We start from the raw sequence: 24,822 nt of genomic DNA on the forward strand, positions 1-24,822 counted from the left end.
CCCCCCCCCCCCCCCCCCCCCCCCCCCCCCCCCCCCCCGCCTCTGACAGTTTCCCGCGGCTGTTGGAACCTGCTGTTGGTGGGTGCCGACCGTTGGTCGGCACATCTGTCAGATATCGATACATCAAATGGGGTCAGATCCGTTTTCCAGCGGAAAACGGATCTGACCGCACCTGCATGGCGGGCATCGGATTGCGTCTGGGGCAGAGCCCCCTGAGTCAGGGGGCGGCCGCGAAGCGGCGGGGGTATGGGAGTTGGTAAGGGGGGCCCGCGTTTCGCGCAGCGAAGCGTGGGAGCGACAGCGCGTATGCGTTGTCGCGTACCCGAACTACAATCCCGCTCATGGTGAATTTCTCGAACAACCCCCGCCGGGGCCGCCGGTGAGCGGCCGTGGTGGCAATGATGGCCAGGTCCGCATCATCGGCGGGCGCTGGCGCAATACCCGCCTGCCGGTGCCGACCCTGCCGGGCCTGCGGCCCAGCAGCGACCGCGTGCGCGAAACGCTGTTCAACTGGCTGATGCCCCGGCTGGGCGGGGCGCGGGTGCTGGATCTGTTCGCCGGCAGCGGCGCCCTGGGCCTGGAAGCGGTCTCGCGCGGTGCGGCGCACGCCACCCTGGTCGAGCGCGATCCCCAGCTAGGCCGCAACCTGTCGGCCGCCGTCGCCAAGCTGCAGGCCGCCGGGCAGGTCACCGTGGTCCAGGCCGATGCCCTGCGCTGGCTGCAGGGCGCGCAGGCGCAGCAGGCTGATCTGGTCTTCATCGACCCCCCGTTCGCCGATGGCCTCTGGCAGGACGTGCTGGCCCAGCTGCCACGCCACCTGGCCGCCGATGCCTGGCTGTACCTGGAATCGCCGGCCGGCCACGTGCCCGTGCTGCCGCCGGAGTGGCTGCTGCACCGCGAGGGCGGCACCCGCGAGGTGCGCTTTGCCCTGTACCGCCGCGCCGCTGCTACACTTTGACCTCATCTGAACATCTGCATCCGCCCATGACCGTGGCCAACCGCCGCATTGCCGTCTACCCCGGCACGTTCGACCCCATCACCAACGGTCATATCGACCTGGTGAGCCGGGCCGCGCCGCTGTTTGAAAAGGTCGTGGTGGGCGTGGCGCAGAGCCCGTCCAAGGGCCCTGCGCTGCCGCTGGAGCAGCGCGTGCAGCTGGCCCGGGGGGCCCTGGGCCACCACAGCAATGTCGAAGTCATCGGCTTCGATACCCTGCTGGCCCATTTCGTACGTTCGGTCCAGGGCGGGGTGCTGCTGCGCGGCCTGCGCGCGGTGTCCGACTTCGAATACGAATTCCAGATGGCGAGCATGAACCGCCACCTGATCCCGGAGGTCGAGACCCTGTTCCTGACCCCGGCCGAGCAGCACAGCTTCATTTCGTCCTCGCTGGTCCGCGAGATCGCCCGCCTGGGTGGCGACGTGTCCGGTTTCGTGCCGGCCGCCGTGCTTGAGGCGCTGCGCAAGGTCCGCGAAGCGAAGTCGGCGCAGTCGTAAATCCTGCCCCCCGCGGCAGGGCCAGTAGTACCACGCACCCCCATTACGTAAACCACACGCACCACTCGGGAGGAAACCCATGAACACCACCATGCGCGCGATGCTGATCGCTTCGTTTGCCCTGGCCTTCACCGCCTGCAAGAAGGAAGAGGCCGCTCCGGTCGAAGACGCCAAGCAGGCCCTGGTCGCTCCGGCCAAGGAAGACGATGCAGGCTGGAAGAAGTACCTGCAGGAAGTGGCGATCCAGAACATGGGCACCATCACCAACAGCCCGTTCCTGTATTACCTCTCGCCGGAATCGGATCCGGACTTCCAGGCCAAGTACGAGCGCCAGACCGAAAGCGCGACCCAGGCCGTGGCCCGTGGCGTGCAGCCGGGCAACATGCTGGCCTTCGGTTCGTCGGCCTCCGGCAAGATGGCTGACATGATCCAGGCCGTGTTCAAGGACGTCTCGCCGGATTCGATGAAGGGCGTGCGCGTCGTCTTCATCGGCCAGTCCGCAGACAACGCCCGCGTGCAGGCTGTCGTGCAGCCGACCGGCGCCGAGTACATTTTCGTCGAAGCCAAGTAAGACCGAGCCATGGCGGCCATGCTCCGGCATGGCCCGGGCGCTGCCACCCGGTGGCACTGCCGATGACCTGACCGGCCCGCGCGCCCGCGCGGGCCGGTCCTTGTCCCAAGGCGCGGGCGAGGAGTATCGCCATGTCGCTGAAAATCAACGAGCTCTGCGTCAACTGTGACGTCTGCGAGCCGGCCTGCCCGAACCAGGCCATTTCGATGGGTGAAACCATCTACCTGATCGACCCTGCGCGCTGCACCGAATGCGTGGGTCACTTCGACGAGCCACAGTGCGTGGTCGTCTGCCCGGTCGAATGCATCGACCCGGACCCGGAGATCGTGGAAACGGAAGTCCAGCTGCTGGCCAAGTTGCGCCGACTGCAGCACGATCACCCCGAACTCTATGCGGAGCCCCCATCCGAATGAAGACGCTGATCGTCCGTCCCCTGCTGCTGCTCGGCCTGGTGCTGAGCCCGCTGGCGTGGGCTGAAACCACCGCCCGTGCCGAGCGCCCCGATGGCGCGGCCATCGCCAGCGGTCATGCGCTGGCCACCCAGGCCGGCATCGACATCCTGGCGCAGGGCGGCAACGCCTTCGATGCGGCCGTGGCGGTGTCCTCCACCCTGGCCGTGGTCGAGCCGATCAGTTCGGGCCTGGGCGGCGGTGGCTTCTTCCTGCTGCACGATGCGGCCACCGGCAAGGACATCATGCTGGATGCGCGCGAGACCGCCCCGGCGGCCGCGACCCCGCAGGCGTTCCTGGACAAGCAGGGCAACCTGGACCGCGACCGTTCGGTCAACGGCCCGTGGTCGGCCGGTATCCCGGGCCTGCCCGCCGCCCTGGTGGAACTGTCGGCCAAGCACGGCAAGCTGCCGCTGTCGGCCTCGCTGCAGCCGGCCATCCGCATTGCCCGCGAAGGTTTCCCGGTCTATGACCGCATGGCCAAGGGCTACGCTTCGCGCCGTGAGGTGATGGAACGCTTCCCCGGTACGCGCGAGGTCTACCTGCGCAACGGCAAGCCGATCGCCACCGGCGATCTGTTCAAGCAGCCGGAGCTGGCGCAGACCCTGGAGCGCCTGGCCGCAGGTGGCCGTGATGGCTTCTACAAGGGCCAGACCGGCAAGCTGCTGCTGGAAGGCGTGAAGCAGGCCGGCGGCAAGTGGACGGCCGACGAGCTGGCCGGCTACCAGGTCAAGCTGCGCGAACCGATCGTGTTCGACTACAACGGCTGGAAGATCACCACCGCGCCGCCGCCGTCGTCCGGTGGCATCGCCCTGGCCAGCATGCTGCAGATCCTCGAAGGCTGGGACATCAAGCAGATGGATGCGGCCCACCGTACCCACCTGGTGGTGGAAGCCATGCGCCGCGCCTACCGCGACCGCACCTTCTTCCTGGGCGATCCGGACTTCGTGCAGATCCCGCAGAAAGTGCTGACCAGCAAGGACTACGCGCAGGGCCTGCGGGCCACGATCCACCCGGAAAAGGCCACCCCGAGCGACCTGCTGTCGGGCAACCCGACCCCGCTGGAAGATGACGAGACCACGCATTTCTCGATCATCGACCGCGATGGCAACCGCGTCGGCGCCACCCAGACCGTCAACCTGCTGTACGGCTCGGGCCTGATTCCCAAGGGCACCGGCGTGCTGCTGAACAACGAGATGGACGACTTCGCGCTGAAGCCGGGTACCCCCAACGCCTTCGGCGTGATGGGTTACGCGGCCAACGCGCCGAAGCCGGGCAAGCGCATGCTCAGCTCGATGACGCCCACCTTCATGGAGAACGCCGACAAGGTGGTGGTGCTGGGCACCCCCGGTGGCAGCCGCATCATCACCATGGTGCTGCTGGGCATCCTCGGCTATGACGCCGGCCTGGACGCACAGCAGGTGGCCGCCCTGCCACGCTACCACCACCAGTGGCTGCCGGACCTGATCGAGGCCGAGAGCGATGCCTTCGACGCAGGCACCGTGAAGCAGCTGCAGGCGATGGGCCACAAGATCGACCTGCCGGGCGACGTCGCCGCCGGCGGCCGCGGCTCCAGCCACGTCTGGGGCAACCTGCAGACGGTGGAGTGGGACCGCAGGGCCAACAAGCTCTACGGTGGCAGCGATCCGCGCAACCCGGTGGGCAGCGCCCAGGTCGTGCCGGCGCACTGATGTGGCGGTAGCGCCGGGCCATGTCCGGCGAAGCAGGAATCACCAGACCCCGCCACCCGGCGGGGTTCTGCATTTTGCGGCTAGCGATTATTTAACGGGGTGCCCTCGATAATTGCCGCATGAAACTATGGTCGATTCGTGGGAACTCGCAGCGCCTGGATGGCGGCGCGATGTTCGGCAACGCGCCGCGTGCGGTGTGGGAAAAGTGGGCGGCTCCGGACGAGCTCAATCGCATCGAGCTGGCGTGCCGTGCGCTGCTGGCCAGCCCGCTGGATGGCAAGACCGTGCTCTTCGAGACCGGCATCGGTGCGTTCTTCGATCCCCGCATGCGTGACCGCTACGGCGTGCAGGAAAGCCAGCACGTGCTGATCGATTCGCTGCGCGAGGCGGGTTTCGAGCATGAGGACATCGACGTGGTGGTGCTCAGCCACCTGCATTTCGACCACGCGGGCGGCCTGCTGGCGGCGTGGAGCGAAGGGCGCGGGCCGGAGCTGCTGTTCCCCAACGCGACCTTCGTGGTGGGTGCGCAGCACTGGCAGCGGGCGCTGCAGCCGCATCCGCGCGACCGCGCCAGCTTCATTCCGGAGCTGCCGGGCCTGCTGCAGGCCAGTGGGCGCCTGGAAGTGGTCAATGGCGAGTATTCGCAGGCGCTGGGCAACAGCGTGCGCTTCAGCTACAGCGATGGGCATACCCCGGGCCTGATGCTGGCCGAGATCGTGGGCCACGCGCATGCCGGCGAGGATGCGCATGGTGGCGTGGTGTTCTGCGCCGACCTGATCCCGGGGCGCTCGTGGGTGCACGTGCCGATCACCATGGGCTACGACCGCAATGCCGAGCTGCTGATCGACGAGAAGCGGCGCTTCCTGGAAGACAAGCTGGCGCGCAACGTGCATCTGTTCTTCACCCATGACCCGCAGGTGGCGCTGGCGCAGCTGGGGCGGGATGAGAAGGGGCGTTTCGTGACCCTGCATGAGCAGGGGGAGCTGAAGGCGCGCGCGCTGGGGTGAGGGGTGTTCGTTCGGCAGGGCTTCCAGCCCTGCACCTGCAGAAGCCGAAGCAAGATCAAGAGCGGCATTCCGTGGGTTGGCGGGGCGGCGGCTGTTGGTGGGTGCCGACCGTTGGTCGGCACATCTGTCAGATATCGATATTCAAATGGGGTCGGGTGAAGTCGATGGACGTTCTTACGAGGCTTTCAGGCAGCTGCTCATGAAGGTCTTGCGGGCGTCGCCGGCGAGTTTCTTCGTCGCGGCATCGGCATTGCACTGCTTCATGCGCTCCTGCGGGGTGGCGGCCTTGGTTTCGGTGGCGTGGCCGCTCAGGCAGGCGCTCTGCGCGGTTTTGTAGGCGTCGCCCTTCAGCCCTTTGTTCTTGGCCGAGCAGTCAGCCATGCGCTGCTGTTGCGGGGTGGCGGCGGTGGCCGCCAGGGGCAGGCCGATCAGCAGGGCGGCGGCCAGCAGGAACGAGGCGTTCATGGCATCTCCAGGGCGAGCGGTGCGGGTGCGCGGAGCATTCGCCTGCTGGCTGGAAAACGACGTGAAGATCCGCGATCGTCCCGGTAACGCTTGCCTGGGCACGGCGATCGGCGTATCGGTGGGCACCCGACCGTTCGCACAGGAGTACGCCCATGACTGCCGATGCCGACCAGCATCCGGACACCGACCTGGTCATCAGCCGTGTGCTGGCCGCGCCGCGGGCGGCGTTGTGGCGGGCGTGGACCGAGCCTGATCTGCTGCGGCAGTGGTGGTGCCCGCGCCCGTGGACCACTGAAGTGCGCGCGTTCGAGCTGCGCGCGGGTGGGGCATTCCACACCTTCATGCAGGGCCCCGAGGGCGGCAGCAGCGATAACCCCGGGTGTTTCGTCGAGGTGGTGCCGCAGCAGCGCCTGGTGTTCACCTCGATGCTGGGCGGTGGCTGGCGCCCGCAGACGCCGTGGCTGGGCTTCACCGCGATCATCACCCTGGCAGACGAAGGGCAGGGCTGCCGCTACACCGCGCAGGTGATGCACCCGGACAAGACAGTCCGTGACCAGCACGAACAGATGGGGTTCTTTGAGGGCTGGAACATGGCCATCAACCAGCTGGAAGCGCTGGCGGCCGGGTTGTAAAGACTCGGGGTCGGAGCCCTTTCTGCCAAAGGGTTCCGACCCCTTGAACCGGATCACACCACGCGGGTACCGAAGATACGGTCGCCGGCATCGCCCAGGCCCGGCAGGATGTAACCCTTGTCGTTGAGCTGGGCATCGATGGCCGCGGTGTAGATCTCCACGTCCGGATGCGCGGCCTTGACCGCTTCGATGCCTTCCGGCGCCGCGACCAGGAAGATGCCCTTGATACGGCGCGCGCCGGCGCGCTTGAGCATGTCGATGGTGGCGATCAGGGTGCCGCCGGTGGCCAGCATCGGGTCCAGGATCAGCGCGTCGCGCTCTTCCAGGCGGCCGGTCAGGCGCTCGAAATAGGGCACCGGCTGCAGGGTTTCCTCATCGCGCTGCAGGCCGACCACGCTCACGCGCGCAGCCGGGATCAGCGACAGCACGCCGCTGAGCATGCCCAGGCCGGCACGCAGGATCGGCACCACGGTGATCTTGGCACCGGCGATGCGCTGCACGGTGACCGGGCCGGCCCAGCCGGGCAGGGTGTGCGGCTCTGTCTCCAGGTCGGCGGTAGCCTCGTAGGCCAGCAGCGTGCCCAGTTCGTTGGCCAGCTCGCGGAAATCCTTGGTGCTGAGCGCGGCGTTGCGCATCAGGCCGATCTTGTGCTGCACCAGCGGGTGGCGTACTTCGACGATCTTCATGGTCGGGAAGGGGGAATGGAGAGAGGCCCCCATTTTGCCGGATCGGCGCTGCGAAGCCCACGCCGCATGCAATGAATGTGCTGAACAGTGTCACCGCCATGCAATCTTGCGGACATACCGTGCAGACCCATTCTTCACAGGTATGGGACTCCACCGTGCACATCAAGACTCCGCTGGCCATGGCCATCACCGTGACCCTGGCGCTGGGAGCCGCAGCACCGCTGCAGGCCGCCGGGCAGCAGGCCTTGGCCGCCACCGGCGCGGTTGCCGCCGATGCCGTCGACCTGGACCGCATCGAAGTGCGCGCCCAGCTCGAATCGCAGATCCGCGCGGTCGACCTCAAGCGCAGCAGCGACGCCATCGAAGACGCCGTGTCTTCCGATGCCCTGGGCCAGTACCCGGACAAGAACGTCGCCGAATCGCTGCAGCGCCTGCCGGGCATCAGCGTGACCCGCGACCAGGGCGAAGGCCGTTTCGTGGTCATCCGCGGCCTGGATGCCAACCTCAACAGCGTCAGCATCGATGGCATCGCCGTGGGTACCCCGGAAGATTCCAGCCGCGCCGCGCCGCTGGACGTCATTCCCTCCGATTCGACCGAACGCCTGCGCGTGGTCAAGTCGCCCACCCCGGACATGCCCGGTGATGCCATCGGCGGCGCGGTGCTGGTTGAATCGGCCTCGGCCTTCGACCGCGACGGCCGCAGCCTGCGTGGCAAGATCGAAGCCAGCCACCAGCAGCTGTCCGGCGAGACCAGCCCGAAGGCCTCGTTCAACTACAGCGAAGTGTTCGCCGACACCTTCGGCGTGGCGCTGGGCGTGAACTACCAGAACCGCAAGTTCGAGTCGGACAACACCGAAGTCGAGTACGACGGTGAGAAGGATGCCGCTCCGGGCGATGTCACCGCGATCAACCTGCAGAACCGCAAGTACGAGATCGAGCGCAAGCGCATCGGTGCCAACCTCAACATGGACTGGCGCCCGGACGAGGACAGCAAGTACTACCTGCGCACCCTGTACAGCCAGTTCGACGATGCCGAAACGCGCCAGCGCGTGATCTACAACTTCGACGACGCCGACATGGTCGCCACCGGCACCGACCAGTTCCGCCTGGACGACCTGCCGTCGGATGCGATCCAGAAGCGCATGCGCTACCGCACCAAGAAGGAAAACACCTTTGCTGCCAGCCTGGGTGGCGAGAACAAGCTGACCAACGCGGTGGTCGATTACAAGATCGGTTACACCCGTACCGAAGAGCGCGTCAACGACGAGATGGAAGCGCGCTTCGAACTGGATGCCGACGACATGTCCGGCACCCTGGACCAGCGCAGCCGCCTGCCGACCTACACGCTCAGCAGCAACGACTGGATGGACAACGCGAACTACGCGTTCGACCGCTTCGTGATCTCGCCCAAGCAGGTCAACGACGAAGAACGCAGCGCGCAGGTCAACGTGCGCTTCGACGGCGACAGCAGCAGCATCAAGTTCGGCCTGCTGGGCCGCTGGCGCGACCGTGATGTCAACGTGGACGAAAGCGAGCTGCGCCGCGGCCCGGACATCGACCTGACGACCTGGACCGCCGCCGACCCGGAACACCGCCACGGCGTGATGGGGCAGGGCATGAGCTCGGCGGCCATGCGCCGCTACTGGGCGCAGAATGGCAGCCGTTACACCGCCCGCCCGCAGGACGTTGCCGGCAACGCCGCCACCTCGCTGGAAGAGGACTACACCGCCAGCGAAGACATCTTCGCCAGCTACGCGATGGGCACCTGGGACATCGGCGCGCTGCGCATCATCGGTGGCGTGCGCGTGGAAAACACCCGCTTCAAGGCCACGGGCAACAGTGTCGAGCTGGACGACGATGACGGCTACACCGTCAACCCGGTGCAGGCCAACCGCAGCTACACCAACGTGCTGCCGGGCCTACACCTGCGCTACGACGCGGCCGACGACTGGGTGCTGCGCGCCTCGGCCAACAAGACGGTCTCGCGTCCGTCCTTCGGTGACATCTCGCCGCGCCGCGCGCTGAACGCCGGTGACGAAGAGCTGCGCCTGGGCAACCCGCAGCTGGATCCCTACGAATCGAAGAACATCGACCTGTCGGTCGAGAAGTACATCGGCAGCACCGGCATCGTCTCGCTGGGCCTGTTCCACAAGTCCATCGACGGCTACATCGTGGAGACCGTCAGCCAGAACGATCCGGCCTATGACGGCCTCGACGTGACCCGCCCGATCAATGGCCGCAAGGCCACCGTGCGTGGTGCCGAGTTCAACTGGCAGCAGCAGCTGGCATTCCTGCCTGGCGCGCTGGACGGCCTGCTGGTCGGTGCCAGCGGCACCTGGCTCGACACCAAGTTCGATGCAGGCATCGACGGCCGCGAGGGCGAGGACTTCATGCTGCCGCGCGCTTCCAAGCACGTGTACAGCGCGCACATCGGCTACGAGAAGTACGGCCTGAGCACGCGCCTGGCCGCGGTCTACCGCAGCGAGTACCTGGATACCGTCGGTGCAGGTCGTGCGTTCGACATCTACGTCGCGCCCAACACCCAGCTCGACTTCTCGCTGGATTACAAGTTCACCCCGCGCATCAGCATGTACTTTGAAGCGCAGAACCTGCTCGACAAGCCGCTGGAGCTGTACCAGGGCACCCGTTCGCGCACCCTGCAGATGGAAGAGTACGGCCGCACCTACGCCATCGGCCTGAAGGTGGCCCTGTGATGGCGCGTGGCATGACCCTGCTGGCCGCCGCGATGGCGGCCTGCCTTGCCGCCGGCTGCACGCCGGCGGAGGCACCGGCCGATGCCGGGACCGGCGCCGCCGCGAAGGCACCGGCTGAGGCCGCGCGCTCGGTGTCGACCATCGCCGAGGCGTTCCTCAGCCCGATGACCCCGGACGACAACATCGACTCGCCCGCTGCGTGGAAGGCGCCGGACGGCAAGACCTGGCTGATCGCCACGGCCAAGGCCACCGACAAGCTGGTGGTGTATGACGGCAGCACCGGCCAGCACCTGCGCGACGTCGGCACCGCCGGCACCGCGCTGGGCCAGTTCGACCGCCCCAACGGCATCTCGGTGACCGACGACCTGCTGTGGATCGTCGAGCGTGACAACCACCGCGTGCAGGTGTTCTCGCTGCCCGATTTCACCCCGCTGGCGGTGTTCGGTGCCGACGACCTGCGCAAGCCGTATGGCCTGTGGGTCGACCGCCGTGCCGATGGCTACAGCGTGTACGTCACCGATTCGTGGGACAACGGCGAGGACGCACAGGGCAAGGACATCCTGCCGCCGCTGGCCGAGCTGGACAAGCGCGTGCGCCAGTACCACGTCACCCGCGATGGCGCCAAGGTTCAAGCGACCCTGGCGGCCAGCATCGGCGATACCAGCGAGGCCGGCGCACTGCGCGTGGTCGAATCGATCTGGGGCGACCCGGCCAACGATCGCCTGCTGATCGCCGAGGAAGACGAAAGCTACGCCAGCGAGTTCAAGGTCTACACGCTGGCCGGCCGTTTCACCGGTACCACCTTTGGCCGCGATGTGTTCAAGGCGCAGGCCGAAGGCGTGATGCTGCGCACCTGCGGCAAGGATGGCTGGTGGATCACCACCGAGCAGGGCAAGCAGCGCAGCGTGTTCCACCTGTTCGACCGCCATACGCTGAAGCCGGTGGGCGCCTTCCAGGGCAATACCGTGGCCAACACCGATGGCATCTGGATGATGCAGCAGCCGAGCCCGCGTTTCCCGCACGGCGCGCTGTATGCCGTGCATGACGACCAGGGCGTGGTCGCCTTCGACTGGGAGGCCATCGCCAAACAGCTGTCGCTGCCGCTGGAGTGTGGCGCATGAGCCGTCGTTGCATGAATGCCCTCGCGCTGGGCCTGCTGCTGGCGGTTCCTGCGCTGGGCTTTGCCGCCGCCGAACCGAACACCCAAGTGCCGGTGGGCAGCCACCACTATGCAGCCACGACCGTGCCGGACCGCATCGTCGCCTCGCCGTCGGTCGATCCCAGCCAGGGCTTCGCCGTGGCCTGGCGTACCGATGGCAGCGTGCAGGCGCCGCTGCTGGAAATCGCCCTGGCCGGTGATTCGCCGGCCATCGAGGGCATCCGCCAGGTGCGTGCGAAGACCCAGGAACTGAAGACCGAGAACGGCGTATCGCACCACCATCGCGCCGAAGTCGAGGGGCTGACGCCGGACACCCTGTACGTGTACCGCGTGCAGGGCAATGGCAGCTGGAGTGCCTGGAACCAGCTGCGCACGCTGGGCAAGGCCGGCGAGCCGCTGACCCTGCTGTACTTCGGCGATACCCAGAACAAGAACCTCAGCCATGTCAGCCGCGTGGTGCGTGCCGCGCAGAAGACCGCACCGGAGGCACGCATGAGCCTGTTTGCCGGTGACCTGGTCAGCGGTGGTGACGGTGCCGATGACAGCGAATGGGGCGAGTGGTTCGCCGCCACCAGCTGGCTGGCGCAGGAAACCCTGGTGGCCCCGGCCATCGGCAACCACGAGTACTTCGAAGAGTTCGAGGACACCCCGCAGGAACGCCGCGTGCTGGGCAAGCACTGGCCGGTGACGTTCGCACTGCCGGGCAACGGCGCCGCCGCCGCGGCCAGCAGCACCTACTGGTTCGACGTGCAGGACGTGCGCGTGGCTGTGCTCGATGGCACATCCGCACTCGACCTGGGTACGGCCAAGGCGCAGGCGCAGTGGCTGGACAAGGTGCTGGCCAACAACCCGCACCCGTGGACCATCGTGCTGCTGCACCAGCCGTTCTATTCGCCGCGCGAAGGCCGCGAGAACGCGGCGCTGCGCGACGTGCTGCTGCCGGTGGTCCGCCGCCACAACGTCGACCTGGTGCTGCAGGGCCATGACCACACCTACGGCCGCCGCGGCGAAGGGCAGGCCGCCACGCCGCAGTACGTGGTGACGGTGGCCGGCCCGAAGCAGTACCGCCTGTCCGACGAGGCACGCCGGACGATGGACCCGGTGGCCGAGGACACCCAGCTGTTCCAGGTGCTGAAGATCGACCCGCAGCACCTGCGCTACGAAGCCCACACCGTCACCGGCCGGTTGTACGATGCCTTCGAGCTGCGCCGCGACGCCGCTGGCGGCAAGCAGCGGGTGGAGCTGCGCGAAGACCGCATCGCCCCGCGCGACTGCCCGCGTGCGCAGACCGCCAAGGGCCGTGCCGACCGTTGCTGGGAATGAGGAGGAGTGACCGCATGAATGCATCCCGACGCATCGCCCCGCTGGCCGCCCTGGGCGCAGCCCTGCTGCTGGTGGCCGGTGCCGTGACCGCCGCCGACAGCGTGCTGCACCCGTTCCTGGCGGCGCAGCCGAAGCAGGCCCCGGCCGAAGTGAACCTGGCGGTGGAGATCCCGGCCGGCAGCTTCACCAAGTACGAGATCAAGGAAGACGGCCTGGTACATGTGGATCGCTTCCAGTCGATGCCGGTGGCCTATCCGGCCAACTATGGCTCGATGCCGCGCACGCTGGCCGGTGACAACGATCCGCTGGATGCGCTGGTGCTGACCCGCGAACCGCTGCACCCAGGCGTGATCGTGCGCTTCCGTCCGATCGGCTACCTGAAGATGATCGATGGCGGCGAGCACGACGAGAAGGTGATCGGCGTGCCCACCGACAAGGTCGACCCGACCTACGCCAACATCCGCGACCTGTCCGATCTGCCCGAGATCGAACGGCAGCGCATCGAAGCGTTCTTCCGGGTCTACAAGGACCTGCCGGCCGGCCGCAACCCGGTGCAGCTCAATGGCTGGGGCAATGCCGCCGAGGCCCGCGCGCTGATCAGCGAGGCGATGAAGCGCTTCGAAAAGTAGATCCACGCCATGCGTGGATTTACCCCAGGTAGATCCACGCCATGCGTGGATTCAGCCCAGCAGCGTCTCGATGAATGACTCCGCGTCGATCCGGTCGCCCAACACCTGGGCCACCGCCTGCACGGCTGCCTCCTGGTGCTCGGCGCGGATGCCGCCGTCGTCGTCATCGTTGTAGAGATCGTCGCCGGCCTCCAGATACACCGTGCCGGCCGCGGCGAGGGCTGCCATAAGAGTCGGCAGGTCGTCGATGAACGTATCGGCCTCCCAGCTGCCGCAGCCGTGCCGTGCGAACAATATGCGGCCGTCCTCCATATCAAGGATGAAAGGATCGGCGCCGAGGTCGGCCACGACCAGCCAGTTGGCGGCCCAGTCCTCGATCAGCTCGCCGTCCACGCCGTTCCAGCGATACCCGGCCTGGTAGCTCCACAGACGCTGCAGCGGCGGCACCCACACCTCAAGGCCGGGGATGGTGATGCCGGCACGGCCGACCTTGGCGTTGATCTCGTGGCCCAGCGGCCCGACCTGCGCGTAGAAACGCGCCAGCACAGGCGGCAGCGGGAACGGGCCCTGCCAGTCCTGTCCGTCCTGGGCCTGCAACGGGCCAAAACGGGCGAAGGCAGCGTGCAGGTCATCCATGGCGACGTTGTTCCGGTAATGGGCCCGGCAGCCTAGCAGACGGCCCTGCGTGCAATGCCTTCACCGCCGCTGGCTATCATGTGCGCCATCCAGAACGAAGGCGATGCACGTGTCGGTAGCGTTGGTGTGGTTCCGCCGCGATCTGCGGCTGCAGGACAATCCGGCCCTGCAGGCCGCACTCGATGCCGGCCACGAGGTGGTGCCGGTCTACATCCATGCGCCGCAGGAGGAGGGCGAATGGGTGCCCGGTGCAGCATCGGATGCCTGGCGAAACCGCTCGCTGGCCGCGCTCGATGCCGACCTGCGCGCGCGCGGGTCGGCGCTGGTGCTGCGCAGCGGCGACAGCCTGGACAGCCTGCAGGCGCTGATCGAAGAAACCGGCGCCGAGGCCGTTTACTGGAACCGCAAGTACGAGCCGGCCACCCAGCCGCGCGACGCCAGCATCAAGCGCACCCTGCGCGAGCAGGGCGTTGATGCGCAGAGCTGCAACGGCAGCCTGCTGTTCGAGCCGTGGGATGTCGCCACCCAGCAGGGGCAGCCGTACAAGGTGTTCACCCCGTACTGGCGCAACGTGCTCAGTCACTGGCACCTGCCTGCGCTGCAACCCGCGCCGAAGAAGCTGGCATCGCACGGCGTCGCGAGTCTCGCGCTGGAGGAACTGCAGCTGGCGCCGGCGCTGGACTGGGACACCGGCTTCTGGGAGCACTGGCAGCCGGGCGAAGCGGGTGCGCTGGAGGCGTTGTCGGTGTTCGAGGATGGCGCCCTGCGCGGGTACCGCGAGCAGCGTGACCTGCCGGACCGTGTAGGCACCTCGCGGATGTCGCCGCACCTGCATTTTGGTGAGATCGCACCGTGGCGCATCGCCCATGCGCTGGAAGGCCTGCGCAGTGCCGGCGCTGATGCCGATATCGACGGCTACCTGCGCCAGCTCGGCTGGCGTGATTTCGCCTATCACCTGCTGCACCACTTCCCGAAGACGCCGAACGAGAACCTCAACCCGCGCTTTGATCGCTTCCCCTGGGCCCACCCCAGTGGCGCGCAGCTGCACGACTGGCAGCGTGGCAACACCGGCGTGCCGATCGTCGATGCCGGCCTGCGCGAGCTGTGGCATACCGGTTACATGCACAACCGGGTGCGGATGATCGTTGCCAGCTACCTGTGCAAGCACCTGCGCGCGCACTGGCTGCACGGCGCGCGCTGGTTCTGGGACACGCTGGTCGATGCCGACCTGGCCAACAACACGATGGGCTGGCAGTGGGTGGCGGGCACCGGGGCCGACGCGGCGCCGTATTTCCGCGTGTTCAATCCGGTCACCCAGGCCGAGAAGTTCGATCCGCAGGCCCGTTACATCACCCGCTGGGTGCCGGAACTGGCCGCGCTGCCGGTCAAGGCGCGCTTCGCGCCGTGGCAGCATCCGCTGCTGCTTGCTGACAAGGCGCCGGGCTACCCGCGCACCCCGCTGGTGGACCTGGCTGCAGGCCGCGACGCCGCGCTGGCGGCCTACCGGAGCACGGGCGGCGCGTAAAGGCCGCCGATGAAGGCCGGCTCAGAAAGCTGAATGCAGCACGTCCGGCCTTCACATCCATCATCCCGGCATCGCGCCGGGCTGTATATCCTCCGGGTCGTTCGCACGCCGCACTGGCCGGCATCCAAGGAGACCACCATGATCCGCAATACCACCCGCAACGTCGCCCTGGCCCTGATGACCGCTGCCGCGCTGACGGCGTGCGCCACCGGCGGCTCCTATGTGCAGAGTGACCAGTACGGCAACCCGACCGAACAGCAGAACCGCACCGGTCGTGGTGCCCTGATCGGTACCGCCGTGGGCGTGGCCGCCGGCCTGCTGAGCGGCAACAGCGCCACCGAACGTCGCCAGCACGCGCTGGTCGGCGCCGGCATCGGCGCGCTGAGTGGCGCGGCCATCGGCAACTACCAGGATCGCCAGGAGCGCGCCCTGCGTGAGCGCACCGCCAACACCGGCATCGACGTGCAGCGCCAGGGCGACAACATCACCCTGAACCTGCCGGACGGCATCACCTTCGACTTCGGCAAGTCGGCGCTGAAGCCGCAGTTCTATGGCTCGCTCAACGGCGTTGCCAGCACGCTGAACGAGTACAACCAGACCATGATCGAAGTGGTCGGCCACACCGACAGCATCGGCAGCGACGCGGTGAACAACCGCCTGTCGAAGGAACGCGCGGATTCGGTAGCCCAGTATCTGGTCGGCCAGGGCGTGCAGCAGGTGCGCATTGAAACCCTGGGCGCCGGCAAGGCCTATCCGATTGCCGACAACAGCACCGACGCCGGCCGCGCGCAGAACCGCCGCGTGGAGATTCGTGTGATTCCGCTCAAGCAGTAACGCGCAGCGTTACTGCTGTTCCGGCACCGCCGGAACGAAAATGCCGCCCTTGCAGGCGGCATTTTTTGTAGGTGCCGAGCGTTGCTCGGCACGCCGTGAAACCGTCCGCCGCATAGCCTCTTTTTGCTCGGCACGCTTCTGGCCTGTGCAGAGTCGAGCCATGCTCGACTGCTCCCGCTCTTGGTAGGTGCCGACCTTGGCCGGCACGCTCTGGCCTTTGTAGAGTCGAGCCCATGCTCGACTGCTCCTGCTCTTGGTAGGTGCCGAGCGTTGCTCGGCACGCTCTGGCCTTTGTAGAGTCGAGCCCATGCTCGACTCCGTAAAAGCAGTCGAGCATGGCTCGACTCTACAAAAAGCAGTCGAGCAGGCTCGACTCTACACATCAACCCGCCGCCGTCGGCCGCACCACGATCTCGTTCACGTCCACGTCGCCCGGCTGCTCGATCGCAAACCGCACTGCGCGGCCGATCGCATCAGGCTGCAGCGCGATGGCGCGGTACTGCACCATCGCCTCCGCGGCGACCGGGTCGGTGATGGTGTCCGCCAACTCGCTTTCCACCACGCCCGGGTGGATGCAGGTCACCCGCAGGTCGCGATGCTCCTGGCGCAGGCCCTCGGAGATCGCGCGCACGGCGTACTTGGTCGCGCAGTACACCGCTGCCGTCGGCACCACCGACAGCGCACCGATCGAGGCGATGTTGATGATCTGGCCCTGGCCACGCGCCTGCATGTGCGGCAGCACGGCAGCGATGCCGTGCAGCACGCCGCGGATGTTGACGTCGATCATCCGGTCCCACTCGTCCACCTTCAGCGAGGCCATCGGCGAGAGCGGCATGATGCCGGCGTTGTTGACGATCACGTCGATACTGCCGAACTCCGCCAGCGCCATCGCAGCGAACGTTTCGACCTGCGCGCGCTGGGTCACGTCCAGCGCCTGCACCCGCACCTGCGCACCTTGCCCACGCAGTTCGTCGGCGAGTGCCTGCAGCCGGTCCAGGCGGCGTGCGCCGAGCACGAGGCGCGCGCCCGGCTGGGCCAGTGCGCGGGCGATGCCGGCACCGATGCCACTGGATGCGCCGGTGATGAGGATGGTTCGGGAAAGGCTCATGGCAGGACTGCTGGACGGGGAAAGGGGCGGTCTGGACCCGGTGCCGCCACGGTAGATCCCCCACGTTGTCGCGATAAGATGCCGATTGCCGATCAGCCTGTTAAGGACTGCTAACCAATGTCCGTCGATCTCAATGCCCTTGCGGTGTTCCAGCGGGTGGCCGAATGCCGCAGCTTCACCGGTGCCGCCGAGCAGCTGGGCGTGACCCGGTCCGCGGTCAGCCAGACGATCAGCAAGCTGGAACAGGCGCTGGGCATCGCGCTGGTCCTGCGCACCACGCGCAGCGTCAACCTGACCGATGCCGGGCAGGCACTGCTGGCGTCGGTGCGCCCGGCCCTGGCCGAACTGGACACCGCACTGGAGGCCACGCAACGGCGCCAGGCCGCGGTGTCCGGACAGCTGCGGCTTGCGGTCTCCTCCATCGCCGAAGCCTTCCTCGCTGGGCCACTCCTGGCCAGCTTCGCGGCAAAGCACCCCGCACTGCAGCTGGACATCACGGTGAGCGACGAGGAATTCGACATCGTCGGCGCAGGCTTCGATGCGGGCGTGCGCCTGGGTGAAGTCATCGCCCAGGACATGGTTGCCGTGCCCGTATCGGCGCGACAGCGGCAGCTGGTGGTGTGCGCACCGTCGTACGCCGATCAGCACACGCTGCCCACGCATCCGCGCGAGCTGGCAGAGCATCGCTGCATCGGCTGGCGCAGTGCACCCGGCAAGGCGCCGTATCGCTGGGAATTCGAGGAGCGCGGCCGCGAGTTCAGTGTCGATGTGCAGCCGGAAATCACCAGCAACGACATGGGCGTGATGGCGCGCCTGGCGCTGGCCGGCGCGGGCATCGCCATCGGCATGGAAGAGACCTGGCGGCCCTGGCTGCAGCGCGGCGAACTGGTGCCGCTGCTGGAGCCGTACTGCCCGCGTTTCGCGGGCTTCTTCCTGTATTACCCGAGCCGCCGCCAGGCCGAACCAAAGCTGCGCGCGCTGGTCGAGCACGTGCTGGGTTGACCGGCGACGCTACCGTGTAGATCCACGCCATGCGTGGATGCGTCGGTCATGCCGCAGCGGTGACCTTCTCGAGGATGCGCTTGCCACTGGTTTCCAGCGCGGCATCTTCCTTTTCCTGCTGCTGCCGTGCCAGCTTCGCCGCCGGGCACTGCGCCAGCATGTAGTTGGCGTCGAAGTTGAGCTTCTCCACCAGGAAATCGACGAAGGCACGCACCTTCGGCGAGACCAGGCGGCCGCCGGCAAACACCGCGTTGAAGTCCACTTCCGGCCCGGTCCAGCCGGCCAGCACGCGGCGCACCATGCCCGATTCGACGAACGGCTTGGCCATCACGTCGCCGGTCAGCAGCAGGCCTTCGCCGCACACCAGCGCGCCGTTCAACGCCGACATGTCGTTGGCGGTCATCAGCGGCGTCACCGGGAAATCGCGCAGCTCGCCACCGTTCTCGCCCAGCTGCCAGGTGAAGCGCGGCGAGTTGCCGGTGTGGTACGGCTTGCGCATGGCCAGGATGCGGTGGAACTGCAGTTCCTCCGGGTGCAGCGGCTCGCCGTAGCGTTCGATGTAGGCCGGGCTGGCAAACACCTGCGTGCGCAGGCTGCCCAGCTTGCGCGCAACCAGGTTGGAATCGGGCAGGGCACCCACGCGCAGGGCAAGATCGGCTTCGCCTGCAATCAGGTCCAGCTTCTCGTTGCCCAGGTGCATGTCCAGGCGGATTTCCGGGTACTGCGCGTGGAACTGGCCCAGCAGCGGCGCGATCCAGGTAATGCCGATGGAGTAGGGCACGGTGAAACGCAGCCAGCCACGCGGGCCGGACTGCAGCTGGCTCACCGCGCTCTCGGCTTCTTCCAGTTCGCGTGCGATGCGCTGGCAATGCTCGTGATAGATCGAACCGGCTTCGGTGAGGCCGAGGCGGCGCGTGGTCCGATGCAGCAGGCGCGCGCCCAGGCGCGTTTCCAGCTCCTGCACTTTGCGGCTGACCGTGGTCTTGGGCAGGCCGAGCGATTTGGCAGCGGCAATGAAGCTGCCTTGCTCGACCACCTTGACGAAGATCAGCGTCTCGTTGAGATCGTGGGACATGGTCGGGATCCTGGACGGCGGGGATGGGACAATCGTGACAGATCGATTGGACCGGGGACGGGATGATTATTCCCCTTAATCCGGACTAATCAAGTAAAGGTTTGAGGTCTATCGTGGCGCCATTCGTGAAATGGAGCTCGTCCCCCATGAGCCTGCGCAACATTCTTGCCCACTTCCGGCGTGCCGGCCAGAACGCTCTGGACCTGGCAATGACCGTCGAAGCCCGCCCCAGTTCCTTGGTACACAAGGATTTCCGGGAGTTTACCGCGCCCATGCGTAACCAGCGCGGCAGCTCGATCCGCCTGTCCGCCCAGCAGGGCGATCGACTGCGTCGAATTGGGACTATCCCGGATTTGGGAGGAAATGTCCCGTGAATGGGATTCTGACGCCCGAAGTCCTGGTTCTCGGCGGCACCGGTGCCGTCGGCCAGGGCGTGGTCGGCGCCCTGCTGGAGGCCGGCAGTCCGGTCCTGGTGGTGGGGCGCGACCCGGGCCGACTGGCGGCACTGCACGAGCAGTTCGCCGATGAGCCGGGCCTGCAGACGATGCTGGGCTCGCTCAGTGACGACGGCTCGGCGAAGGTGCTGGCCGAACGCGTGGCGCAGCGCCCGCGCCCGCTGGCCGCGGTGGTCGCTGCGATGGGCGGGCCGTACAACCGCGGCCGTGTCATCGACCGCAGCGGCGATGCACTGCTGGGTGCGATGCAGGCCGACCTGATGCCGCACGCCCATGCGGTGCGCCACCTGCTGCCACTGCTGCAGGACAACCCGCATGCCCGCCGCTACGTGATGATCGGCAGCCCCGCCGGTGCCAAGCCCTGGGCGGGCTACGGTGAAACCTCCATCACCACCGCTGCGCTGCGCATGTACGCGCAGGTGGTGCACCAGGAAGCGCAGGCACTGGGCGTGCGTGCGCAGATGCTGGAAGTGTGCAGCCCGGTCTGCACGCCGGCCAATGCGGCCAATGCCTGCATCGAGTGGCCGAGCTCGCTGCTGGTCGGCCGCCGCGTGGTGTCCCTGCTGGACGGATGCCGCGACAACCGCGCCATCGTCCGCTGCGACAACAGCGATGCGGAACTGCCGCGCGGCCTGTTGAACCTCGACCTGCCACCGCTGTGGCGCGACACCGCAGGCGTTGCTTGACCTCAACCATCGTTGAGGTCGCAGGCTACGCCGCCGCTTTACCGATCTTCGATTCCTACGCTGTACCACCCCTTCCGTACGGATGCATGCCATGACTTCCCCCAACACCACCTCACACCGTTTCAGCCATCGCCTGGCGATGGCCGGCGTGTCGATCCTCGCAGCTGCGGTGCTGGCCGCCTGCAGTGGCGGCCATGCCGAAGAGGCCGGCGCACCGCCGCCGCCGCAGGTCAGTGCCGCCCCGGTGCTGGTCAAGCCGATCAGCCAGTGGGACGAGTTCAGCGGCCGCGTCGAGGCCGTGCAGAGCGTCGAGCTGCGCCCGCGCGTGTCCGGCTACATCGACAAGGTCAATTACGTTGAAGGCGAAGAAGTGAAGAAGGGCGCTGTCCTGTTCACCATCGACGCCCGCAGCTACCAGGCCGAGTACGATCGCGCCGCCGCCGAGCTGGCCCGTGCCCGCACCCAGGCCAGCCTGGCCCGCAGCGAATCCGAGCGCGCCAAGCGCCTGTCCGAGCAGCAGGCCATCTCCACCGAGACCGCCGAGCAGCGTCGCGCTGCGGCTGATCAGTCCGGTGCGGCGGTGCAGGCTGCGCAGGCAGCATTGGATGCCGCGCGCCTCAACCTGGAATTCACCAAGGTGCGCGCGCCCATCGACGGCCGTGCCGGCCGCGCGATGGTCACCGCCGGCAACCTGGTCACCGCCGGTGACAGCGCCAGCGTGCTGACCACGCTGGTCTCGCTGGATACGGTGTTCGTGTACTTCGATGCCGACGAAAGCACCTTCCTCCGCTACGCCCAGATGGCCCGCAAGGGCGAACGCCCGAGCGAGCGTGACAGCGAGCTGCCGGTGAAGGTCGGCCTGTCCGGTGAAGAAGGCTACCCGCACACCGGCAAGGTCGATTTCCTCGACAACCAGGTGGCCCGCAGCACCGGCACCATCCGCGTCCGCGCACTGCTGGACAACGCCGACCGCCAGTTCACCCCGGGCCTGTTCGCCCGCGTGCAGCTGCTGGGCAGCGGCCAGTTCCAGGCCATGCTGATCGACGACAAGGCCGTGCTGACCGACCAGGACCGCAAGTACGTGTACGTGGTCGACAAGGATGGCAAGGCCCAGCGCCGCGACATCCAGCTCGGCCGCACCGCCGAAGGCCTGCGCATCGTCCAGAGCGGCCTGGCCGCCGGTGACAAGGTCATCATCGACGGCGTGCAGAAGGTCTTCATGCCGGGCATGCCGGTGCAGGCCAAGGCGGTGGCGATGCCCTCGCCGGCGCCCGCACCGGGCCGCGATGCCACCGCCGCCCTGAACCACTGATCCGCCGTCTCCTGATCCAAGTGTCCGCTTAGCTGTCGGCGCCAGCGACAGCCTTCCCTGCCTTCGTCATTTTGACGAGGGGCAGGGCGGCTGTTGCCCGTCGGCGGCATTTCCCAGGAATTCCTCCATGGACTTTTCCCGTTTCTTCATCGACAGGCCGATCTTCGCGGCGGTGCTGTCGATCGTGATCTTCGCCGCAGGCCTGATCTCGATCCCGTTGCTGCCGATCGGCGAGTACCCCGAAGTGGTGCCGCCCTCGGTGGTCGTGCGCACGGTCTACCCGGGCGCCAACCCCAAGGTCATCGCTGAAACCGTGGCCACCCCGCTGGAAGAGGCGATCAACGGCGTCGAGGGCATGATGTACCTCAAGTCAGTGGCCGGCTCCGATGGCGTGCTGCAGATGACCGTCACCTTCCGCCCGGGCACCGACCCGGACGCAGCGGCGGTGAAGGTGCAGAACCGCGTGGCGCAGGCGCAGGCGCGCCTGCCCGAGGACGTGCGCCGGCAGGGTGTGACCACCCAGAAGCAGTCGCCGACGTTCCTGATGGTGGTGCACCTGACCTCGCCCAATGGCAAGTACGACACCCTGTACCTGCGCAACTACGCCCGCCTGCACGTCAAGGACGCGCTGGCCCGTATCCCGGGCGTGGGTGATGCACAGATCTTCGGTGGCGGTGACTACGCCATGCGCGCCTGGCTGGACCCGGACAAGGTGGCCTCGCGTGGCCTGACCGCCAGCGACGTGGTGCGCGCCATGCGCGAGCAGAACGTGCAGGTTTCGGCCGGCCAGCTCGGTGCCGAGCCGCTGCCCAACAGCCAGTTCCTGACCCTGATCAATGCCCAGGGCCGGTTGAAGAGCGAAAAGGAATTCGGCGACATCGTGCTCAAGAGTGGCACCGATGGCGAGATCGTGCGCCTGTCCGATGTGGCCCGCGTGGAACTGGGCGCAGGCGACTACACCCTGCGTTCGCAGCTGGATGGCAAGAACGCGGTCGGCATCGGTATCTTCCAGTCGCCGGGTGCCAATGCGCTTGAGATCCGTGATGCGGTCATCGGCACCATGGACGAGATGCAGAAGACCATGCCTGCCGACGTGAAGTACGAAGCGGTGTATGACACCACCATCTTCGTGCGCGATTCGATCAAGGCCGTGGTGTCCACCCTGCTCGAAGCCATCGCCCTGGTGGTGCTGGTGGTGATCCTGTTCCTGCAGACCTGGCGTGCCTCGATCATTCCGCTGATCGCCGTGCCGGTGTCGGTGGTGGGTACCTTTGCCGCGCTGTACCTGCTGGGCTTCTCGATCAACACGCTGAGCCTGTTCGGCCTGGTGCTGGCGATCGGCATCGTGGTCGATGACGCGATCGTGGTCGTGGAAAACGTTGAACGCAACATCGAGGAAGGCCTCACCCCGCTGGCTGCGGCCCACCAGGCCATGCGCGAAGTGTCCGGCCCGATCATCGCGATCGCGCTGGTGCTGTGCGCCGTGTTCGTGCCGATGGCCTTCCTGTCCGGCGTCACCGGCCAGTTCTACAAGCAGTTCGCCGTCACCATCGCCATCTCCACGGTGATCTCGGCCATCAACTCGCTGACCCTGTCGCCGGCCCTGGCCGCGCGCCTGCTGAAGCCGCATGACGCCGCCAAGGATGCGCCGACGCGCATCATCGACCGCCTGTTCGGCTGGGTGTTCCGTCCGTTCAACCGCTTCTTCAAGTCCAGCTCGGAGAAGTACGAGCGTGGCGTGTCGAAGATCCTCGGCCGTCGCGGTGCCGTGTTCGTGGTCTACGCGATCCTGCTGGTCGGTACCGGCGTGATCTTCAAGCTGGTGCCGCCGGGCTTCATCCCGACCCAGGACAAGCTGTACCTGATCGCCGGCGTGAAGCTGCCGGAGGGTTCGTCGATCGCGCGTACCGATGAAATGCTGCGCAAGGTCGCCAAGATCGCCCAGGAAACCGATGGTGTTGCCCACACCATTTCGTTCCCGGGCCTCAACGCACTGCAGTTCACCAATACGCCCAACACCGGCGTGGCGTTCATTCCGCTCAAGCCGTTCAACGAGCGCCATGGCCGTACCGCCGCGCAGATCAACGCCGAGATCAACCAGAAGATCGCCGGCCTGCAGGAAGGCTTTGCCTTCGCACTGATGCCGCCGCCGATCCTCGGCCTGGGTAACGGCAACGGCTACCAGATGTTCATCGAGGACCGTGGCAACCTGGGTTACGGCGCGCTGCAGAATGCCGTGCAGTCGATGCAGGGTGCCGTTGCGCAGACCCCGGGCATGGCCTTCCCGATTTCCAGCTACCAGGCCAACGTGCCGCAGCTGGATGCGGAAGTGGATCGCGTGAAAGCCAAGGCCCAGGGCGTGCAGCTCACCGAGCTGTTCGACACCCTGCAGACCTACCTCGGTTCGGCCTACGTCAACGACTTCAACCAGTTCGGTCGTACCTGGCAGGTGATCGCCCAGGCCGACGGCCCGTTCCGCGAGAGCGTCGAAGACATCGGCAAGCTGCGTACCCGCAATGACCGCGGCGAGATGGTGCCGATCGGTTCGATGGTCACCATCAAGCAGACCTTCGGCCCGGACCCGGTGCTGCGCTTCAACGGTTACCCGGCGGCCGATCTGGCCGGTGAAGCCGATCCGCGCCTGCTGTCCTCGGCCGAAGCGATGAACAAGCTGACCGAGATCGCCGACAAGGTGTTGCCGGTGGGCATGACCACTGAATGGACCGACCTGAGCTACCAGCAGGCCACCCAGGGCAAGGCCGCCTTCATCGTGTTCCCGGTGGCGATCATGCTGGCCTTCCTGGTGCTGGCGGCGCTGTACGAAAGCTGGTCGCTGCCGCTGGCGGTGATCCTGATCGTGCCGATGACCCTGCTGTCGGCCCTGTTCGGTGTGTGGATGACCGGCGGTGACAACAACGTGTTCGTGCAGGTCGGCCTGGTGGTGCTGATGGGCCTGGCGTGCAAGAACGCGATCCTGATCGTCGAATTTGCCAGAGAGCTGGAGATGGGCGGCAAGGGCATCGTTGAATCGGCCCTGGAAGCCTGCCGCCTGCGCCTGCGCCCGATCGTGATGACCTCCATCGCGTTCATCGCCGGCACCGTGCCGCTGGTCCTGTCCCATGGTGCAGGCGCCGAAGTGCGCTCTGTCACCGGCATCACGGTGTTTGCCGGCATGCTGGGCGTGACCCTGTTCGGCCTGTTCCTGACCCCGGTGTTCTACGTGGCCCTGCGCAAGTTCGTCACCCGCAACGGCGGTGGCCAGCTGGTGCAGCACGGCGAGCCCACCATTCACCACTGACATGCACCCCGGGGGGGGCGGGGTTGGGGGGGGGGGGGGGGCCCCCCACCAACACGGGGGTACAAACAGAC

Annotated in this window: 23 protein-coding genes; 18 read left to right on the forward strand and 5 right to left on the reverse strand. The window is 67.1% G+C overall.

Annotated elements, in window-relative coordinates; all coding sequences use genetic code 11:
• The first annotated feature begins 379 nt into the window (after positions 1 to 379).
• From rsmD to IAE41_RS16550, 6 genes are all read left to right on the forward strand, one after another.
• Positions 380 to 958, forward strand: a complete 579-nt coding sequence (gene rsmD, locus IAE41_RS16525; protein ID WP_200733864.1) for a 16S rRNA (guanine(966)-N(2))-methyltransferase RsmD — start codon at positions 380 to 382, stop codon at positions 956 to 958.
• Between the two features lie 26 nt (positions 959 to 984).
• Entirely contained in the window at positions 985 to 1,494 is a 510-nt protein-coding gene (gene coaD / locus IAE41_RS16530) for a pantetheine-phosphate adenylyltransferase (RefSeq protein ID WP_008267036.1), read from the forward strand.
• A gap of 79 nt (positions 1,495 to 1,573) precedes the next feature.
• Positions 1,574 to 2,065: a hypothetical protein gene (locus IAE41_RS16535; protein ID WP_079221515.1), complete on the forward strand. Its 492-nt coding sequence runs from the start codon at positions 1,574 to 1,576 to the stop codon at positions 2,063 to 2,065.
• A 131-nt stretch (positions 2,066 to 2,196) separates the two neighbouring features.
• On the forward strand, positions 2,197 to 2,478 hold the full coding sequence (locus IAE41_RS16540) for a YfhL family 4Fe-4S dicluster ferredoxin (protein WP_079221516.1): 282 nt from the start codon (positions 2,197 to 2,199) through the stop codon (positions 2,476 to 2,478).
• Positions 2,475 to 4,205: a gamma-glutamyltransferase gene (ggt, locus tag IAE41_RS16545; RefSeq protein WP_200733865.1), complete on the forward strand. Its 1,731-nt coding sequence runs from the start codon at positions 2,475 to 2,477 to the stop codon at positions 4,203 to 4,205. The genes IAE41_RS16540 and ggt overlap by 4 nt, the downstream gene beginning before the upstream one ends.
• A 119-nt stretch (positions 4,206 to 4,324) precedes the next feature.
• Positions 4,325 to 5,212 carry an MBL fold metallo-hydrolase gene (locus IAE41_RS16550; RefSeq protein WP_200733866.1) on the forward strand — a complete coding sequence of 296 codons (888 nt, stop codon included), beginning with the start codon at positions 4,325 to 4,327 and terminating at the stop codon, positions 5,210 to 5,212.
• A 174-nt stretch (positions 5,213 to 5,386) separates the two neighbouring features.
• On the opposite strand, the gene IAE41_RS16555 is transcribed toward IAE41_RS16550, so the two are convergent.
• On the reverse strand, positions 5,387 to 5,677 hold the full coding sequence (locus tag IAE41_RS16555) for a PsiF family protein (RefSeq protein WP_108746485.1): 291 nt from the start codon (positions 5,675 to 5,677) through the stop codon (positions 5,387 to 5,389).
• A gap of 152 nt (positions 5,678 to 5,829) precedes the next feature.
• Between IAE41_RS16555 and IAE41_RS16560 the strand changes: the two genes are divergently transcribed.
• Complete coding sequence (locus IAE41_RS16560) at positions 5,830 to 6,309, forward strand: SRPBCC family protein (protein WP_200733867.1); 480 nt, start codon at positions 5,830 to 5,832, stop codon at positions 6,307 to 6,309.
• Positions 6,310 to 6,362: 53 nt separating this feature from the next.
• On the opposite strand, the gene upp is transcribed toward IAE41_RS16560, so the two are convergent.
• The gene (gene upp, locus IAE41_RS16565) at positions 6,363 to 6,995 is read right to left on the reverse strand and encodes a uracil phosphoribosyltransferase (protein ID WP_079221521.1); all 633 of its coding nucleotides are present in this window, start codon (positions 6,993 to 6,995) and stop codon (positions 6,363 to 6,365) included.
• 155 nt (positions 6,996 to 7,150) lie between these two features.
• Between upp and IAE41_RS16570 the strand changes: the two genes are divergently transcribed.
• From IAE41_RS16570 to IAE41_RS16585, 4 genes are read left to right on the forward strand one after another with little or no spacing between them, the layout of a single operon-like run.
• A complete protein-coding gene (locus tag IAE41_RS16570; RefSeq protein WP_200733868.1) occupies positions 7,151 to 9,709 on the forward strand; it encodes a TonB-dependent receptor in 2,559 nt (852 codons plus the stop codon).
• The gene (locus IAE41_RS16575; RefSeq protein ID WP_200733869.1) at positions 9,709 to 10,830 is read left to right on the forward strand and encodes a phytase; all 1,122 of its coding nucleotides are present in this window, start codon (positions 9,709 to 9,711) and stop codon (positions 10,828 to 10,830) included. The genes IAE41_RS16570 and IAE41_RS16575 overlap by 1 nt, the downstream gene beginning before the upstream one ends.
• An 11-nt stretch (positions 10,831 to 10,841) precedes the next feature.
• The gene (locus tag IAE41_RS16580) at positions 10,842 to 12,191 is read left to right on the forward strand and encodes a metallophosphoesterase family protein (RefSeq protein WP_234458684.1); all 1,350 of its coding nucleotides are present in this window, start codon (positions 10,842 to 10,844) and stop codon (positions 12,189 to 12,191) included.
• Positions 12,192 to 12,205: 14 nt separating this feature from the next.
• On the forward strand, positions 12,206 to 12,820 hold the full coding sequence (locus IAE41_RS16585) for an inorganic diphosphatase (protein ID WP_108759472.1): 615 nt from the start codon (positions 12,206 to 12,208) through the stop codon (positions 12,818 to 12,820).
• A 51-nt stretch (positions 12,821 to 12,871) separates the two neighbouring features.
• On the opposite strand, the gene IAE41_RS16590 is transcribed toward IAE41_RS16585, so the two are convergent.
• Positions 12,872 to 13,456 (reverse strand): hypothetical protein, encoded by a 585-nt coding sequence (locus IAE41_RS16590; RefSeq protein ID WP_200733871.1) that lies wholly within the window; start codon positions 13,454 to 13,456, stop codon positions 12,872 to 12,874.
• Positions 13,457 to 13,565: 109 nt separating this feature from the next.
• On the opposite strand from IAE41_RS16590, the gene IAE41_RS16595 reads away from it, so the two are divergent.
• Together IAE41_RS16595 and IAE41_RS16600 are read left to right on the forward strand one after the other, a co-directional pair.
• A complete protein-coding gene (locus tag IAE41_RS16595; RefSeq protein ID WP_200733872.1) occupies positions 13,566 to 14,981 on the forward strand; it encodes a deoxyribodipyrimidine photo-lyase in 1,416 nt (471 codons plus the stop codon).
• A 138-nt stretch (positions 14,982 to 15,119) separates the two neighbouring features.
• Entirely contained in the window at positions 15,120 to 15,815 is a 696-nt protein-coding gene (locus tag IAE41_RS16600; protein WP_079221528.1) for an OmpA family protein, read from the forward strand.
• Between the two features lie 382 nt (positions 15,816 to 16,197).
• Here the strand turns inward: IAE41_RS16600 and IAE41_RS16605 are convergent, their stop codons facing one another.
• Entirely contained in the window at positions 16,198 to 16,923 is a 726-nt protein-coding gene (locus IAE41_RS16605; protein WP_200733873.1) for an SDR family oxidoreductase, read from the reverse strand.
• A gap of 117 nt (positions 16,924 to 17,040) precedes the next feature.
• On the opposite strand from IAE41_RS16605, the gene IAE41_RS16610 reads away from it, so the two are divergent.
• Positions 17,041 to 17,925 (forward strand): LysR family transcriptional regulator, encoded by an 885-nt coding sequence (locus IAE41_RS16610; protein WP_200733874.1) that lies wholly within the window; start codon positions 17,041 to 17,043, stop codon positions 17,923 to 17,925.
• A gap of 46 nt (positions 17,926 to 17,971) precedes the next feature.
• Here IAE41_RS16610 and IAE41_RS16615 read toward each other — a convergent pair whose 3' ends face one another.
• Entirely contained in the window at positions 17,972 to 19,000 is a 1,029-nt protein-coding gene (locus IAE41_RS16615; protein ID WP_200733875.1) for a LysR family transcriptional regulator, read from the reverse strand.
• 146 nt (positions 19,001 to 19,146) lie between these two features.
• Here IAE41_RS16615 and IAE41_RS16620 point away from each other — a divergent pair, with 146 nt between their 5' ends.
• The 4 genes from IAE41_RS16620 to IAE41_RS16635 all read left to right on the forward strand — a co-directional run bounded on the left by IAE41_RS16620 (position 19,147) and on the right by IAE41_RS16635 (position 24,751).
• The gene (locus IAE41_RS16620; RefSeq protein ID WP_108746491.1) at positions 19,147 to 19,374 is read left to right on the forward strand and encodes a hypothetical protein; all 228 of its coding nucleotides are present in this window, start codon (positions 19,147 to 19,149) and stop codon (positions 19,372 to 19,374) included.
• Positions 19,371 to 20,141, forward strand: coding sequence for an SDR family NAD(P)-dependent oxidoreductase (locus IAE41_RS16625; RefSeq protein WP_079221533.1), 771 nt, complete (start codon positions 19,371 to 19,373; stop codon positions 20,139 to 20,141). The genes IAE41_RS16620 and IAE41_RS16625 overlap by 4 nt, the downstream gene beginning before the upstream one ends.
• Before the next feature lie 91 nt (positions 20,142 to 20,232).
• On the forward strand, positions 20,233 to 21,453 hold the full coding sequence (locus IAE41_RS16630; protein ID WP_200733876.1) for an efflux RND transporter periplasmic adaptor subunit: 1,221 nt from the start codon (positions 20,233 to 20,235) through the stop codon (positions 21,451 to 21,453).
• A gap of 127 nt (positions 21,454 to 21,580) precedes the next feature.
• Positions 21,581 to 24,751, forward strand: a complete 3,171-nt coding sequence (locus tag IAE41_RS16635; RefSeq protein WP_108759468.1) for a multidrug efflux RND transporter permease subunit — start codon at positions 21,581 to 21,583, stop codon at positions 24,749 to 24,751.
• Positions 24,752 to 24,822: the final 71 nt, after the last annotated feature.

The organism is Stenotrophomonas sp. S39 (assembly GCF_016624665.1).
Taxonomy (GTDB): Bacteria; Pseudomonadota; Gammaproteobacteria; order Xanthomonadales; family Xanthomonadaceae; genus Stenotrophomonas.